The following is a 14,086-nucleotide window of genomic DNA, read 5'->3' as shown; positions in this document are numbered from 1 at the left end:
AACAAATAATAGGATTGTGAATACAATGATTAGGCATAGTTTAGTTTTTTTAGTTTTTCTTTTGAGCGTCCTGCTCCTGAAAGGAATGACTATTTCTGAACAGCTTAAAATTCATAATTCCTCGGGTACCTCCCTTGGTGTGTCCAGCACCCATAAACAAATTGACAAAAGTGCTGATCAACCTGAACGGGAAAATGTAGTTGCCGCTGTACACGATCATGACCTTTATGATGTTAGTGAACAGGTCGACTTAAAAGATGAATGGAGTAAGCTCCTCGGTTGGACCGTATTGTATATTTGTCTTTTTATATTTTGCTATCCTGTATGTCTCAACATGCGGAATAACAGAACACCTTACATGGATCGATTGGTCCTACCACCAAAATACATTCTTTTCCAAAGTTTAAAGATCCCATTTCAGGGATAATCCTTTCCTTTTCTTACAACGCTGAGAACTGAAACGCTATGCCGTAAGCTTTTGCTATGGGCTTGGTTTATCAGGTTTTTTGAACGATTTTTTAAAGTCGTCAGGGCTTGTACTGACTTGTTTTCGACTGAAATAACAACAATTTAAATAATATTTTATATGCATTTATTACCTAGAGAGACAGAGAAGCTATTGCTTCATCTTGCCGGTGAACTAGCGAAAAAACGTAGAGCTAGAGGACTTAAACTAAATTATCCGGAGTCTATTGCATTGATCAGCAGTGAGCTTCTGGAAGCTGCACGTGATGGCCGTACTGTGGCTGATTTAATGCAGTATGGCGCTACATTATTGACACGTGAGGATGTCATGGAAGGTGTACCCGAAATGATTCACGACGTGCAGATTGAGGCGACTTTTCCGGATGGTACCAAATTGGTGACCGTTCATAATCCGATTCGATAATTCTTAAAAACATAATTTATGATTCCAGGAGAATTTTTTATAGCGGATGGCCATGTCATCTGTAATGAAGGTAGAGAAGTTACGACGATTACCGTAACAAACACAGGAGACAGACCAATTCAGGTAGGTTCACATTTTCACTTCTTTGAAGTAAACAAGATGATGGAATTTGACCGTGCAAAAGCTTTTGGCAAGCGATTGAATATTATCGCAAGTACAGCGGTGCGTTTTGAGCCGGGGGAATCCAAAGATATAGAATTGGTTCCTTATGCAGGTGCCAGAAGAATCTACGGGCACAACGACTTGGTAAACGGTGATACCGAAACCGAAGTCGCGAAGGAAAATGCAATGAAAAAAGTGAAAGAACAAGGCTTTAAAAACAAAGTATCATGAGTTTAAAAGTTAACAAAGTAAATTATAGCGCCATCTTTGGTCCGACAAGTGGCGATAAAATCCGTTTAGGCGATACCGATATCATTATCGAAGTTGAAAAGGACTACGCTTATTATGGCGATGAAGCAAAATTTGGTGGTGGTAAGACCGTACGTGACGGTATGTGTCAATCTTCGGTTCACACACGTGATGAAGGTACCTTGGACATGGTGATCACAGATGCTATCGTGATTGACCACTGGGGAATTGTGAAAGGTGATATCGGTATCAAGGATGGTAAGATTGTCGGTGTCGGCCGTGCTGGAAATCCGGACACAATGGATAACATTACGCCAAATATGATTATTGGTGCTTCTACCGAAGTGCATGGCGGATCTGGCTATATCTTAACACCGGGTGGTATAGATACTCATATTCACTATATCAGCCCTACACAGGTCGAAACAGCCTTATACAGCGGTATTACCACCATGATCGGGGGTGGTACCGGTCCAGCGGACGGAACAAACGCAACCACCGTAACACCAGGAAAATGGAATATCCGTCGTATGATGCAAGCGGTGGAAGATCTACCGATGAACTTTGGCTTCTTTGGAAAAGGAAATGTAGGAACTGAACAACCCATTGTTGAACAGATTGAAGCCGGAGCTTTGGGGGTTAAAATTCACGAAGACTGGGGAGCAACGCCCGCAACAATTGATAGAGCATTAACGGTAGCTGATAAATACGATGTACAGGTTGCTATTCACACCGATACATTAAATGAAGCGGGTTTCTTAGAAGATACGATTCAGGCGATCAACGGTCGTGTAATCCATACCTTCCATACAGAAGGTGCCGGTGGTGGTCACGCTCCGGATATCATCAAATCGGCAATGTATCCAAATGTATTGCCAGCTTCCACAAATCCGACACGTCCATTTACAAAAAATACGATTGATGAGCACTTGGATATGTTGATGGTTTGTCACCACCTGAGTAAAGAAATTCCTGAGGATGTGGCTTTTGCCGATTCACGTATCCGTCCGGAGACAATCGCTGCTGAGGATGTATTACAAGATCGTGGTGTATTTAGCATCATGAGCTCAGATTCGCAGGCAATGGGTCGTGTAGGTGAGGTTATCACACGTACCTGGCAGACAGCGGACAAAATGAGAAAACAAGTAGGTCCGCTACCTGAAGATGAAGGGAAAAACAACGATAACTTCCGTGCACGTCGTTATGTCGCAAAATATACAATCAACCCCGCAATTGCACATGGTATCTCAAAATACGTAGGTTCTATCGAACCGGGTAAAATCGCAGATATGGTTATCTGGCGCCCAGCTTTGTTTGGTGCTAAACCGGAAATGATTATCAAAGGTGGTATGATCATCGCGTCCAAAATGGGGGATGCCAATGCATCCATTCCTACACCACAACCGATTATCTTACGTACAATGTTCGGCGGATTGGGAAAAGCTGTTCATAACACCTGTTTCAACTTTGTTTCCAAAATTTCATTTGAAAACGGCATTAAAGAGGAATATGGCTTAGCAAAAGGCTTACTTCCTGTAGAAAACTGTAGAAATATCTCCAAAAAAGATATGATCCACAACGACGCTACACCCGAAATTATCGTTAATCCGGAGAACTATGAAGTAAGTCTGGATGGAGAAATTTTGCGTTCACAGCCGATTGATACCGTTTCTTTAGGACAGTTGTATTTCTTGTTTTAATCTGAATGGAGACTACCATGGCTTGATCTTGCATCAGGCCATTATAAAAGAAAAACACATTAATAAAACGGTCGTGAGCCAAACGTAGCGCTGATGATCAATGGGCAAAGGAAGGCTCATGATCGTTTTATTGCCCTTAAAAACAACGATATATCAATGAAAAATTTAAAAATATTTTTGGGATGTTGTCTGGCAATAGCATGCTTTTCGATACAATCGGCTTCTGCTCAAAAAGGCGGAATCATGCTATATGGTTCGCTCAATTACCATGAAACCGCTGCTGGCCACCAATTTAGTGCGGCACCAGTGGGCGTAGGCTATTTTTTTAATGACAACATGAATGTGGGGATAAATTATGGATTCAACAACGCCTATACGAAGGCGCTTGACTTTACAGATCATTCCCATGAAGTTGGTCCATTCTACAGTAATACCTGGCCGTTAGGGGAACATTTTATGTTGATCGGTCAAGTGGATGCACATTACATCTGGGGTGACCAGCATGTTGTTAATGCATCCGGAGGCATGGTGGATGGAAGCTACAATGGTTTCCTGTTCAGAGTGTATCCGTTGGTGGGTATTGACCTCGGAAAAGGCTGGGCTTTGAAAGCAAAAGTCGCGGAGCTCTCTTACAAGAAGAAGCATGGCAAGGATGCTGTTATTCCAGATGATCACGAAGTGATTACAGGGATCAATGGATCAACTGTGGGATTGGGATTGTCAAAAAATCTATTTTTTTAAAGCACGAAAATGATTATCACAGAAATCACAAGGAATATCAATCGCGAGCGGACCAATAAGCGTCATGATCTGCTGTCGATTGAATGGTATGAATCCACCAAACGTATTCAACGTCTTCGTACAGCGGAGGGGATGGATATCGCTGTAAAATTATTGGGCAATACTTCCTGCTTGCAGGACGGCGATATCTTGTATGAAAATGAAGAAAAAGTAGTTGTGGTTACCATCAGACCTTGTGAAGTTATTAAAGTGATGGCAATTGATTTCCTTCAAATTGCTTTTGTCAGCAGTGAAATCGGAAACAAACATTTGCCTCTATTCGTAGAGGCAAATGAATTGCTGATACCCTACGAACGCTCCATGTACGAGTGGTTGACCAAAAATGGATTTGACCCTGTGTGCTGTATGCAGCAGCTGCTGAACCCACTCCACGCAAACGTAGACCCGAAGCATCATCAAAAGTTGAAATTTTCGACAAAAAATATTCCTCTGTTCATTCAGGAGCAAGAGGATACTGGTATTGCGTCGACGGTCGCATCAACAATAATGAATAAATAATTTATGTCAATAAAAAATACTTTTCTGGGCAAGTTGCTCCATCTCGCAGATCCGACGCTACCGATCGGTGGATTTACCCATTCAAATGGGCTGGAAACCTATGTGCAGCAGGGCTTAGTCTGTGATAAAGCAACTACTGACAAATATGTGCGCCATAATTTATGGTACAATCTAAAGTATAACGATGCTGCCCTAATGAAATTGGCCTACGAGGCCACCACATCCGAGGATTTAAATGCATTGATCGCTTTGGATCAGGAGTGTACAGCATTGAAGAGTCCAAAAGAAATCCGGGAAGCCAGTAAAAAACTGGGCGTACGCATTTACAAAATATTTAGCCGTTATCAACAACAGGATTTTGTTATTGCCTGGGGCAAATTAATTCAGAAAAAGGAGGTAGATAGCCATTATTGCTTGATGTATGGTATGCTGGCTTCGTTATTGGAAATTCCTTTGGAAGAAGCATTACATGGCTTTTATTACAATGCGGCCATCACCATGGTGACGAATGCCGTGAAACTCGTGCCGCTCGGACAGCTCGATGGTCAGGATATTCTTTTTGGCCTCCACGATGATATACTTGGGCTTTGTCACGAGACTTTAGCAGTTGAACGAAATTTAGTGGGGCTGTGCAATATCGGATTTGATATCCGCTGCATGCAACACGAACGATTATATTCTAGAGTTTATATCTCTTAAAATCAAATAAAATGGAAAATAGAAAATATGTTAAGATCGGTGTCGGCGGTCCTGTGGGTTCCGGCAAAACAGCGTTATTGGAAAGATTGAGCAGACGTCTGGTAAATGAGTTAGATCTGGCGGTTATTACAAATGATATCTACACCAAAGAAGATGCGGAGTATATGGCGAAAAATAGCTTATTACCTCGCGAACGTATTATCGGTATTGAAACAGGAGGTTGTCCACATACCGCGATCCGTGAAGATGCGAGTATGAATCTGGAAGCTGTAGACGAACTGGCTAGCCGTTTTCCTGATCTGGAACTTATTTTGATCGAAAGTGGGGGCGACAACCTAACTTCAACCTATAGCCCAGATTTGGCAGATATCACCATTTTCGTAATTGATGTCGCTGAGGGGGAAAAAATGCCACGTAAAGGTGGTCCTGCGATTACACGTTCGGATCTGTTATTGATCAACAAGAAAGACTTGGCGCCTTATGTGGGCGCGAGCTTGGAGGTCATGGAACATGATGCCCGTATGATGCGCAAAGGTGCTCCATTTTTGTTCTCCAATTTGAAAACTGGCGACGGTCTGGAAGAGATTGTGGGCTGGATCAAGAAATATGCATTGCTTCAGGATATTGAAGAACCTAATTTACTTCGTTAATTATGATTTGTTCTTTAGCCGTCAAAATAGCACATCGTGAAGGGAAATCCTTTATGAAGGATGCTTATGTCACTCAACCTTTTCGCATTGTCCCTGTCGGTCAATATCAAAAAGACAATGCGGCTTATTTGATGATCATGAGTTCCTCACCGGGATTATTGGATGGTGATGATCATCAGATCAAAATTGATATTGCGCCGGGAGCAAAATTACAGTTGCAGACGCAGGCTTATCAGCGTCTGTTTCATATGAAGGGGCATTCTTCGCAAACAATGCAGGTGAGTCTGGGCGAAGATTCCGTGTTTTCCTATGTTCCTCACCCAGTGGTGCCACAACATTCCTCTCATTTTTTGAGTCACAACATTATCCATCTTGCTTCCAATTGCCATCTACTACTGAGTGAAATCGTGACCTGTGGAAGGAAAATGTCGGGGGAGGAATTTCAGTACAATCATTTTCAGAATCTGACGGAATGTTATGTGAATGGTCGACTGGTTGTAAAAGATAATGTGCTGTTACAACCCGATCGTATGCCCATTCAGGGATTGGGCATTCTGGAAGGATACACACACCAAGGGACGCTGATCTATCTGAATAGTGCCGGGTTAAGTCCAGATGAATGGATCGAAGCATTCTATGAAAAATATGGGGAAACCAAGGATGTTGCCTTTGGTATCAGTGCTTTGCAACATGATGGTTTTATGGTGCGTGTGTTGGGGTATGGTGCTGAGCAACTTTACCTTCTTTTTAAAGAGATGCAAAGTGCTTTATGGGAAAAATTATTCCTGAATTAAATAACGGGGACTGAATACAATTTTTAAATAACAAATTATTCTAATGAAAAATAACATCCTGGCTTTTGTTAAAGCTGTTTTTAAGGGATTTGGACAGATTATGTTACAGGGTAACATCTGGACCGGAGTCCTGTTTATTGGGGCTATTATTTATGATTCCGCACTCATGGGATTTGCTGGGATACTGGCGAATCTTGTCGGGGTAATAACAGCGAAATTGATGAAGTTTGACGAAGACCATATTAATGATGGGCTCTTTGGATTTAATGCCACATTATATGGGATTGCGTTGGTCTTTTATTTTCAGGCTAATATCTGGGTATGGGCTGCCTTGATCATCGGTTCTGCATTGACTACGATTTTAATGGGCTTTGCACTGAAGAAAAATATTCCTGTATTTACGTTTCCATTTATCATGATCACCTGGATTGCGCTATATGTATTGAGTATTCCAGAATTGGCTTTACGGACCGTTCCAGAGCACTTTGTGGATATTCAGGAAATGGACGATTTCCTTATTGAGGGACATGCCTTTGGTCAGGTTATTTTTCAGGGTAGCTTAGTTGCGGGTCTGATCTTTTTCATTGGTGTTTTTATCAGTAAGCCAATCGCGGCGTTATATGCTTCTGCAGCTGTAATCATTAGCGTTTATATATCGCATCATGGGCATGAATCAACCGATATGACGAATAACGGGATCTTTAGCTTCAACGCAGTGTTATGCGGGATTGCTTTGAGCGGGCAACGCGTCAGAGATGGTATTTATGTACTCATTGCGGTTATTATAGCAACCTATTTTGACCATTTCCTGATCCACAATGGTTGGACGACGCTAACGTTTCCTTTTGTGGTCGCGATGTGGGCAATGGAGCCTATCAAACGACTGGACAATTGGTTGGTGGCTAAATTTTCTGCGACAGCGGAGACATCTTAGTCTTTTTTTACTAAAATTTTATCTGATGTTGAAATTTCGTTTAATAAATCTATTCCCAATAATGCTCTTATTGGGAATTCATATAAATACAGTATATGGGCAGGTAAGTCCACCAGGGCTTGGTAAAGCCAAAACGGCCTCCTGGTCGGTGTTGGGCCTGCGACGCAAGTTGGACAGTGCCGGAACAAAGGAAGCACTGACCTATATCGGCCTGGGAACCAAAAGTACACCCGACGACTCCAATCCTTTTCATAAGCAGGCTATCTGGGTGTTGAATCATGAGGTCTATCACAAATTTGCACCAAATCAGCAATATAGCTATGCGCTGAGCTACAGGCGTCAAAATGTATATGATGAAAAAGCACCCTACCACAATGAAGGAGTTGAACAGGAATTCCGATTGTATGGACGTTATGCCTATACTTTTAAACTGTCTGAACGCTGGAAATGGAAAAATACACTACGACAGGAGTTCCGGAAATTTTTTACTGCAGACTTTCACAAGGCAGAAGAGAATTTTCAGTTTAGAACCCGACTGAAATCGCAGTTGAATTTTAAAATATCCGATAAAAATAAGCAGGAACTGGCGCTGAGTGCCGAAGGTCTTTTTGCAATCAGTAAACTGAACGAACCGGATGCTTGGTCGAGCTTTGGTTACAAGGAAACACGTTTGGGTTTTTACTATATGACAGATATCCCAAAGACGCCTTTACGATTGGATGTAGGCTACATGAATGATCTGATCAAAGGCTATGATCAAGTGGATTTTGGTGTGCATTATCTGGCGGTTGACCTCATTTGGAACCTGCCTTACCATAAACATTAGTCTGCCATAAACTTATGTTTTCGATAATCACTGGGTGAATACCCGGTGATTTTTTTAAATAGCCTGGTGAAATAGGAGGGCGATTGGAACTTCAGTTCGAAAGCTATCCCCGCAATATCTCTCGTGGCGTCCTGCAAGAGGATCTGACTATGCAAGATGCTGATTTCAGTAATCCATTGCTTGGGTGGCTTATTGGTGGCCTCCTTCACACATTTGTTCAGGTAGTTTTCGGAGATATGCAATAGGTTGGCGTAAAACAATACATTTTTATGGTCAATATGAAACTTTTGGACATATTCCCGAAAGCGAAATGCAATATCCAGTTGCCTGCTCATCGGTGCCTTGGTTTCGATATCCGATTTTATAACCTTCAATAAGATGCACTGCATCATCGAGATACATACCTCCATCACGCGGCCTTCAGTAAAAAGTTCTTCCTCCAAAAGAATCAGCAGCTGCTGAATCCAATGGGCAACGTGCGGCTTTAATGTCGTGAAGGGATGGGAATTGAAAAATTTGATGTCATTGATCCCAAGTTCGATATCAGTGACAATCTCATTTTCGTAAACCACAAAAAAACCTTCAACATCATCGGAGATCGCTAACGTTGCGGTGATATTACCTTGCTTGATATTGATGACTTGATGTTCAGTCAGTGTATAGGAGGCCGATTCCAGGTGTTGAGTCAGGGAACCTTTCGTTACGAAAATTAGAAAATTAAAGGTAGTACGATAGGGAATGACGGGCATTAAAATGCTTCGAAGATAATTTTCGATTCGATAAACCTGGATTTTACTTTCGTTAAATAGATTATGCTCAGAAACATCAGGTAAGAATAACTTTTTATACTCGTAATTGTTGATGATCTTAATCGAATTTTTCATCTGTAAATAATTATAAATTACCTGTCTACGCTCAAGTAGATCATTGAGCTCCCTGTACTTGCTATTTGTTTTGCAACCCTAAACAAGCTAATTCCCATGGGATTGAATCGTAAAGGAATTAGTAACGGTAGATCACACAAATATAATCAATTCTTTGCTAAAGAACACTTAAAACAGTTCCTTCCATGTAACGTTTTAAACGGATTTGTAGTATACGATTGCAATTTAAAAATTTAGGCGAAATGACTGCCCAATCAACAATTGGACAGCTACAACCAATAGTTACAATTTATACTTTTTTGCTTTGACCAAATTTTTCTTGGTTAAAATCTGCAGATTTTCCTTTTGGAATGGATAGTGATGTCCATTGCTCATCCTGGCACATTTTTCCGATGTAAACGATCTGCCCTACGTGATAGGGGTAGTGGGCAAGTTGGCGGTGGATCGCCGCCAATACGGTATGTCCTTCTCCGCGGATAAAGATTGTTTTGGTCAGGTCTTGCTCATTTAAAGATTCAAGTGCTTGAAATAAACAATCCCAACCTTCGTTCCACTGTGCGATCAGTTGTGCTCTGCTCATTTCGGTATTTTCGAATTCCATATCGCGGTCTCTTCCCTCTTTTTCACCATCCGAATGTAGAAAGTCTGTCCAACGCGAAAGCATGTTCCCATGGAGGTGTTTCACAATGAGGGCAATACTGTTGCTGGAAGGGTTGAATTGCCAGAACAATTGCTCATCACTCAATTGATCGAAAGTCTTGTCTCCCAAAGATTTGAATTCATGAAATTGCTTGAGGCTACTTGCTAAAAAATTATCCATTGGATTGTGTGTTATGTGTGCTTGTGTTTCTTAGCACAAGATACGAAAATATCAGATGATATCCGGTGAATTGGCTCCTGTTAACAGGCTGTTTGGAAATAAACTAATCCAGTTTCTGACCGATGAGGATAGGCCGAACAGGCAAAAAAAGGTGGCACTGGGGAGGGCGCCACCTTTAGCTAACTAAACATTAAACATAAATAAACAGTCTTTTTTAAAGACCTAAACTAAAATTACATAACGACTCGGCCACTTGTCGATTTGTCAACTTGGACATTTCGTGGCTGATTTTTTAAGGATATCTTTGCCGAGGTAGAAACTTTACCGTGCAGATTATCCTTAACACTTAAGGTAACACCAGCCGATGTGCTGGCATTGACCTCCGCATTGGTTGTTGTAAAAGCGGCCATGTCAACTGATGCGGAGGAGTTGGTATTTAAATCCAGATTCGTCGCACTTCCTGCAATTTCCTGTCTTGACGAACTTGTTGAATTTACCGTTAGATTTTTTGCACTTACATCAGCCGTTAACCTACTCGAGGAACTTGTTGAAAGTGAAATATCATCAGCAATTAATTTTTTAAGTGTAATTCTGGCCGATGAAGAAACATTGACAGATATTTTGTTTGCCTTGATGGTTTCGTTGCTGTAGATTGATCCACTGGAAGAAGCCGAAAAACTTGTCGGAATTTTACTCGAATATACCGTTACACGGTTGTTTCTTGCATTTCTGATCTGTGAATTCCGTTTATATTGCACATGTAATATGCCATTTTTAACATTTGTCTCTATCAGCGACAGATGCTCCGCATTGTCAGCTTCAACAACAACTTCATTGCGATTGGATTGAACGTAATCTACACGTAGCGATGTCGCTGCAGAAATGCCATCCGGAGCAGAAATTTTACGGGTTTCACGTTCTTGGGCCTGAGCCACGTATAAAAATGAAATAAAGGCGATGGTTAAAATTCTTTTCATGGTTTTGTCTATTAGTAGTTTTTAATTCTATGCTATTATAATTTTTATTTTAATTTCGAAAAACAGCCTCATTTCCTTCCTTACATCTATAATAGTGGTGCCAAAATTTAAAAACCATGTAAATCGCTGATAAACATCTTTTTTTACTTTTAGACGTTTTCTCCTATTGCCCATTTTTGAACAACTGGTGTTCGCTATCGAACAATTTAACTGTTGTTTTTTTGTTACCACATTCTCTTTTCGTAAGCTGCCTGCCAGAAATGATATTCCAATCGGGAAGCTGTTATAAATACTTGTCGCATTTTCTCCCGATTTGTTGCAGTAGTTTGTTCAGAAATTTGATCGACGTAATTTTTGGCTTTGTTCACACCCTCGGCGAAGTCCTCACCACTATAGGTATCGATCCATTTGGAATAGGGGTTTTGGTCGCCACTGGCGATCGAAACGATGTGGTCGCCAACTTCTTTATAAATCCAAAAGCAGGGCAAAGTCGCAGCCATAGCGACTTCAATAGGCTCAAAGGCGACCACACTTTTTAAAAAATGCACGTAATGGTGGCAAACGGGTTCTATCTTGTTGTCGTCTTCCGGATCCAGGCCAAATTCTTTAAAATAGTTTTCATGCAGCGCTTTTTCGACGATAAGTGCATTGCGCCCAAATTCAAAATAATCCAGGGCTTGTTGATTATCGGCACTCTTTGCACCGATAAAAGCTAAAACACGTCCAAATTCCTCCAGATAGAAAGCATCCTGGCGCATATAGAATTGAAATTTTTCCAGCGGTAGACTGCCATTGCTCAGCTCGGAAATAAAAGGCATGGCTAAGATATCAGCATAAATTGGTCTTATAGCATCCCAGGCTTTATCGCTCCATTTCATGAAAAATAAGTTTAGAAGGGTTGTGGAAATGATTAAGTGGCCCATTTCCTTTGCCAATAACGAGGTCTTTGCTTGCCTTAATTGCCTCGTGGACATAATCTAAAGCGGTAGCGACAGCCTCAGCAAGGGGGAATTGCTGCGCTAACTGGCTCGCTATTGCTGAAGAAAGAGAACAGCCGGATCCATGTGTATTTTTGCTGTCAATTTTTTCTGATTTAAATACCAACGGTGATGCGTTTTGCTGAAAGAGGAGAGAGGTAAGCTCGCTTGTCTGGAGGTGTCCACCTTTAATAAGGACTGACTGACATCCTTTTTCAAGAAGTTCAATGCCTGCTTTTTCCATTTCTTGGACCTTAGCTATGGTTCTTCCAACAAGTACACTGACTTCATCCAGGTTGGGAGTGATAATCGTCGCTTGTGGAAAAAGCAAGTCCATACATGCCTGTATTGTGTCATCATGAATTAACTTGTGACCACTTGTTGATACCATCACCGGATCAAATACGATTGTTCCACGGTAATCTTTCAAATAGCTGCTGATCAGTTCGACAAGTTCAATCGTGTGAACCATCCCAATTTTGATCGCATCGGGATAAATATCTTCGAAGATCGCATCAAGTTGCTCACGCACAGCTTGGGTCGGTATCTCGTAAATATTCCGCACTCCTTGCGTGTTTTGCACTGGTAATGCCGTTAAGACGTTCATGGCATAACATCCAAGGGCTGATATAGTTTTCGTATCAGCTTGGATACCGGCTCCGCCACTGCCATCAAACCCCGCAATGCTCAGTACAGTGGGCACTGTATATTTTTTCGTTATGTTCATGTTAATAATTCCTTTAATTGAGCGCTACGCTCTCTTGGATTTTTACTTTGGCAAATTGCTGATACGACTGCAATGGAATCTGCGCCAGACAGCCAGGCACTTGCACTGGTATCCAGGTTCATACCTCCGATGGCGATCAAGGGCTTTTCAGTTAGATTACGTAACTCAGCCAATCCACTGATTCCCCAGGTTGTAATGGTGTCTGTTTTTGTTTTTGTTGGAAAGATTGGGCTGACACCAAGGTGGTCTACAGCGGCCATCTGTTTGCTGTCAAGTTGTGTCCGATCTTCAAGCGACCAGCCAATTTGAAGACGATGTCCGTATTTTTCCCTTATTGCTATAGGTTGACGATCATTTTGTCCGACATGCACCCCCCAGGCCTCGATTTCAATCGCAATATCCACGGCATCATTGATGACCAATGGGATTCCGTAGCGATCGGTAAGCTGTTTTAGCTTCTTGGCTTTTTCCAGAAACCCTGTCGGCGTTTCGTTCTTTTCGCGTAACTGAATAATATCCACACCGCCGATTATGGCTTCTTCGGCAACGTGGAGCCAAGATTGTGGGTAGCAGTCCTGTTCGGAGATAACCAGATACAAGGGGTAAGGAAATAGGGGATTAATTGCCATAATGCTTCAAGTTGAGATGCATCCGGATACGCTCTTCATTCAGCAGATAGAGCTCATCATAGAGGTTCATCTGTAAGGAACCCGGACCAGAGGATCGCGTTGTTGCCAGTTCACCTGCTAAGCTCAAAAGGGAGACACCGGCGGTCGCTGCTTCAAAAGGATGGTCTGTGACTGCTAAAAATGCACCGATGAGTGCAGTTGCGCTACAGCCAAGTCCGGTAACCTGGGGCATCAAGGGGTGCCCATTGTGTACCTCTGCGGTATGCTGTTCGGACAGGATATAGTCTACCTTTCCGGAGATGCAGATGATAGATCCCAATTGTTCTTGTAATGCTTTACCAAAGCCGATAGCAGCTTTGCTGTCTGCGGTGCTGTCTACTCCTTTGGTATTGACCTGGTTGAAATTGTAAAGGCTCATGATCTCTGATGCATTTCCCCGTATCACAGTGGGCTTTAATTCCAGGAGATTTGCCAATAAGTCATTGCGAAAAGCGGATATTCCCGCACCCACAGGATCCAATACCCAAGGGCGGCCAATGTTATTGGCGTGTTCTGCTGCTACAAGCATGGACTCGGCAGTAAGTTCACTCAATGTGCCGATGTTAAGTACCAACGACTGGGCAAGATCAACAACCTCGCGTACTTCGGATGGACTGTGAACCATGACTGGGGAAGCTCCAAGAGCAAGGAGTGCATTGGCGGTGCTATTCATCACTACCAAATTCGTAATATTATGTACAAGTGGTTTTTGTCGTCTGACCTGTGCTAACAGATCGATAATTAAATCTTCCATTCCTTTTTGTTCGCTATGTTTGTACGTGGCTTTGTCAGGAAGAAATGAGACAGATGGGCTGTCCGGTATATTGTAAT

The 14,086-nt window shown here is 42.0% G+C and carries 18 protein-coding genes; 11 read left to right on the top strand and 7 right to left on the bottom strand.

What is annotated here, in order from left to right:
* Positions 1-16: 16 nt before the first annotated feature.
* The 11 genes from ABFX33_RS05090 to ABFX33_RS05040 all read left to right on the top strand — a co-directional run bounded on the left by ABFX33_RS05090 (position 17) and on the right by ABFX33_RS05040 (position 8,202).
* Positions 17-427: a hypothetical protein gene (locus ABFX33_RS05090; protein ID WP_257089016.1), complete on the top strand. Its 411-nt coding sequence runs from the start codon at positions 17-19 to the stop codon at positions 425-427.
* 159 nt (positions 428-586) lie between these two features.
* Positions 587-889, top strand: a complete 303-nt coding sequence (gene ureA, locus ABFX33_RS05085; protein WP_077435612.1) for an urease subunit gamma — start codon at positions 587-589, stop codon at positions 887-889.
* Between the two features lie 18 nt (positions 890-907).
* Positions 908-1,282, top strand: a complete 375-nt coding sequence (locus tag ABFX33_RS05080; protein ID WP_120258494.1) for an urease subunit beta — start codon at positions 908-910, stop codon at positions 1,280-1,282.
* The gene (gene ureC / locus ABFX33_RS05075) at positions 1,279-3,000 is read left to right on the top strand and encodes an urease subunit alpha (RefSeq protein WP_120258493.1); all 1,722 of its coding nucleotides are present in this window, start codon (positions 1,279-1,281) and stop codon (positions 2,998-3,000) included. The genes ABFX33_RS05080 and ureC overlap by 4 nt, the downstream gene beginning before the upstream one ends.
* Before the next feature lie 156 nt (positions 3,001-3,156).
* On the top strand, positions 3,157-3,741 hold the full coding sequence (locus ABFX33_RS05070; RefSeq protein ID WP_346084622.1) for a hypothetical protein: 585 nt from the start codon (positions 3,157-3,159) through the stop codon (positions 3,739-3,741).
* A gap of 9 nt (positions 3,742-3,750) precedes the next feature.
* A complete protein-coding gene (locus ABFX33_RS05065) occupies positions 3,751-4,299 on the top strand; it encodes an urease accessory protein UreE (RefSeq protein WP_257089019.1) in 549 nt (182 codons plus the stop codon).
* Positions 4,300-4,302: 3 nt separating this feature from the next.
* Positions 4,303-4,998 (top strand): urease accessory protein UreF, encoded by a 696-nt coding sequence (locus tag ABFX33_RS05060; RefSeq protein WP_346084621.1) that lies wholly within the window; start codon positions 4,303-4,305, stop codon positions 4,996-4,998.
* An 11-nt stretch (positions 4,999-5,009) separates the two neighbouring features.
* Positions 5,010-5,648, top strand: coding sequence for an urease accessory protein UreG (gene ureG / locus ABFX33_RS05055; RefSeq protein ID WP_257089023.1), 639 nt, complete (start codon positions 5,010-5,012; stop codon positions 5,646-5,648).
* A 2-nt stretch (positions 5,649-5,650) separates the two neighbouring features.
* Positions 5,651-6,442 (top strand): urease accessory protein UreD, encoded by a 792-nt coding sequence (locus ABFX33_RS05050; RefSeq protein WP_346084619.1) that lies wholly within the window; start codon positions 5,651-5,653, stop codon positions 6,440-6,442.
* A gap of 43 nt (positions 6,443-6,485) precedes the next feature.
* The gene (locus ABFX33_RS05045; RefSeq protein WP_257089027.1) at positions 6,486-7,376 is read left to right on the top strand and encodes an urea transporter; all 891 of its coding nucleotides are present in this window, start codon (positions 6,486-6,488) and stop codon (positions 7,374-7,376) included.
* A 25-nt stretch (positions 7,377-7,401) separates the two neighbouring features.
* The gene (locus tag ABFX33_RS05040) at positions 7,402-8,202 is read left to right on the top strand and encodes a DUF2490 domain-containing protein (protein WP_346084617.1); all 801 of its coding nucleotides are present in this window, start codon (positions 7,402-7,404) and stop codon (positions 8,200-8,202) included.
* Here ABFX33_RS05040 and ABFX33_RS05035 read toward each other — a convergent pair.
* The 7 genes from ABFX33_RS05035 to thiM all read right to left on the bottom strand — a co-directional run bounded on the left by ABFX33_RS05035 (position 8,199) and on the right by thiM (position 14,009).
* Positions 8,199-9,086 (bottom strand): helix-turn-helix domain-containing protein, encoded by an 888-nt coding sequence (locus tag ABFX33_RS05035; protein WP_257089035.1) that lies wholly within the window; start codon positions 9,084-9,086, stop codon positions 8,199-8,201. The genes ABFX33_RS05040 and ABFX33_RS05035 overlap by 4 nt on opposite strands.
* Positions 9,087-9,375: 289 nt before the next feature.
* Positions 9,376-9,906, bottom strand: coding sequence for a DUF1572 family protein (locus tag ABFX33_RS05030; protein WP_346084616.1), 531 nt, complete (start codon positions 9,904-9,906; stop codon positions 9,376-9,378).
* A 233-nt stretch (positions 9,907-10,139) separates the two neighbouring features.
* Positions 10,140-10,883 carry a GIN domain-containing protein gene (locus ABFX33_RS05025; protein WP_346084614.1) on the bottom strand — a complete coding sequence of 248 codons (744 nt, stop codon included), beginning with the start codon at positions 10,881-10,883 and terminating at the stop codon, positions 10,140-10,142.
* 224 nt (positions 10,884-11,107) lie between these two features.
* Positions 11,108-11,761 (bottom strand): thiaminase II, encoded by a 654-nt coding sequence (gene tenA / locus ABFX33_RS05020; protein ID WP_257089043.1) that lies wholly within the window; start codon positions 11,759-11,761, stop codon positions 11,108-11,110.
* On the bottom strand, positions 11,745-12,587 hold the full coding sequence (thiD, locus tag ABFX33_RS05015) for a bifunctional hydroxymethylpyrimidine kinase/phosphomethylpyrimidine kinase (RefSeq protein ID WP_257089045.1): 843 nt from the start codon (positions 12,585-12,587) through the stop codon (positions 11,745-11,747). The genes tenA and thiD overlap by 17 nt, the downstream gene beginning before the upstream one ends.
* The gene (gene thiE / locus ABFX33_RS05010) at positions 12,584-13,216 is read right to left on the bottom strand and encodes a thiamine phosphate synthase (protein WP_346084612.1); all 633 of its coding nucleotides are present in this window, start codon (positions 13,214-13,216) and stop codon (positions 12,584-12,586) included. The genes thiD and thiE overlap by 4 nt, the downstream gene beginning before the upstream one ends.
* Complete coding sequence (thiM, locus tag ABFX33_RS05005) at positions 13,206-14,009, bottom strand: hydroxyethylthiazole kinase (protein WP_346084610.1); 804 nt, start codon at positions 14,007-14,009, stop codon at positions 13,206-13,208. Before thiM ends, thiE begins: the two co-directional genes overlap by 11 nt.
* Between the last annotated feature and the right edge of the window lie 77 nt (positions 14,010-14,086).

The organism is Sphingobacterium ginsenosidimutans (assembly GCF_039536865.1).
GTDB lineage: Bacteria > Bacteroidota > Bacteroidia > Sphingobacteriales > Sphingobacteriaceae > Sphingobacterium > Sphingobacterium detergens.
This window is presented reverse-complemented; position numbering and strand designations above follow the sequence as displayed.

What these genes read in the sequence shown, in the direction of transcription:
- ABFX33_RS05035 (WP_257089035.1), bottom strand. Translation starts at nt 9,086, where the DNA reads ATGAAAAATTCGATTAAGATCATCAACAATTACGAGTATAAAAAGTTA.
- ABFX33_RS05070 (WP_346084622.1), top strand. Translation starts at nt 3,157, where the DNA reads ATGAAAAATTTAAAAATATTTTTGGGATGTTGTCTGGCAATAGCATGC.
- ABFX33_RS05040 (WP_346084617.1), top strand. Translation starts at nt 7,402, where the DNA reads ATGTTGAAATTTCGTTTAATAAATCTATTCCCAATAATGCTCTTATTG.
- ABFX33_RS05060 (WP_346084621.1), top strand. Translation starts at nt 4,303, where the DNA reads ATGTCAATAAAAAATACTTTTCTGGGCAAGTTGCTCCATCTCGCAGAT.
- ABFX33_RS05080 (WP_120258494.1), top strand. Translation starts at nt 908, where the DNA reads ATGATTCCAGGAGAATTTTTTATAGCGGATGGCCATGTCATCTGTAAT.
- ABFX33_RS05025 (WP_346084614.1), bottom strand. Translation starts at nt 10,883, where the DNA reads ATGAAAAGAATTTTAACCATCGCCTTTATTTCATTTTTATACGTGGCT.
- ureA (WP_077435612.1), top strand. Translation starts at nt 587, where the DNA reads ATGCATTTATTACCTAGAGAGACAGAGAAGCTATTGCTTCATCTTGCC.
- ABFX33_RS05045 (WP_257089027.1), top strand. Translation starts at nt 6,486, where the DNA reads ATGAAAAATAACATCCTGGCTTTTGTTAAAGCTGTTTTTAAGGGATTT.
- ureC (WP_120258493.1), top strand. Translation starts at nt 1,279, where the DNA reads ATGAGTTTAAAAGTTAACAAAGTAAATTATAGCGCCATCTTTGGTCCG.
- thiM (WP_346084610.1), bottom strand. Translation starts at nt 14,009, where the DNA reads ATGGAAGATTTAATTATCGATCTGTTAGCACAGGTCAGACGACAAAAA.
- ureG (WP_257089023.1), top strand. Translation starts at nt 5,010, where the DNA reads ATGGAAAATAGAAAATATGTTAAGATCGGTGTCGGCGGTCCTGTGGGT.
- ABFX33_RS05030 (WP_346084616.1), bottom strand. Translation starts at nt 9,906, where the DNA reads ATGGATAATTTTTTAGCAAGTAGCCTCAAGCAATTTCATGAATTCAAA.
- ABFX33_RS05050 (WP_346084619.1), top strand. Translation starts at nt 5,651, where the DNA reads ATGATTTGTTCTTTAGCCGTCAAAATAGCACATCGTGAAGGGAAATCC.
- thiE (WP_346084612.1), bottom strand. Translation starts at nt 13,216, where the DNA reads ATGGCAATTAATCCCCTATTTCCTTACCCCTTGTATCTGGTTATCTCC.
- ABFX33_RS05065 (WP_257089019.1), top strand. Translation starts at nt 3,751, where the DNA reads ATGATTATCACAGAAATCACAAGGAATATCAATCGCGAGCGGACCAAT.
- tenA (WP_257089043.1), bottom strand. Translation starts at nt 11,761, where the DNA reads ATGAAATGGAGCGATAAAGCCTGGGATGCTATAAGACCAATTTATGCT.
- thiD (WP_257089045.1), bottom strand. Translation starts at nt 12,587, where the DNA reads ATGAACATAACGAAAAAATATACAGTGCCCACTGTACTGAGCATTGCG.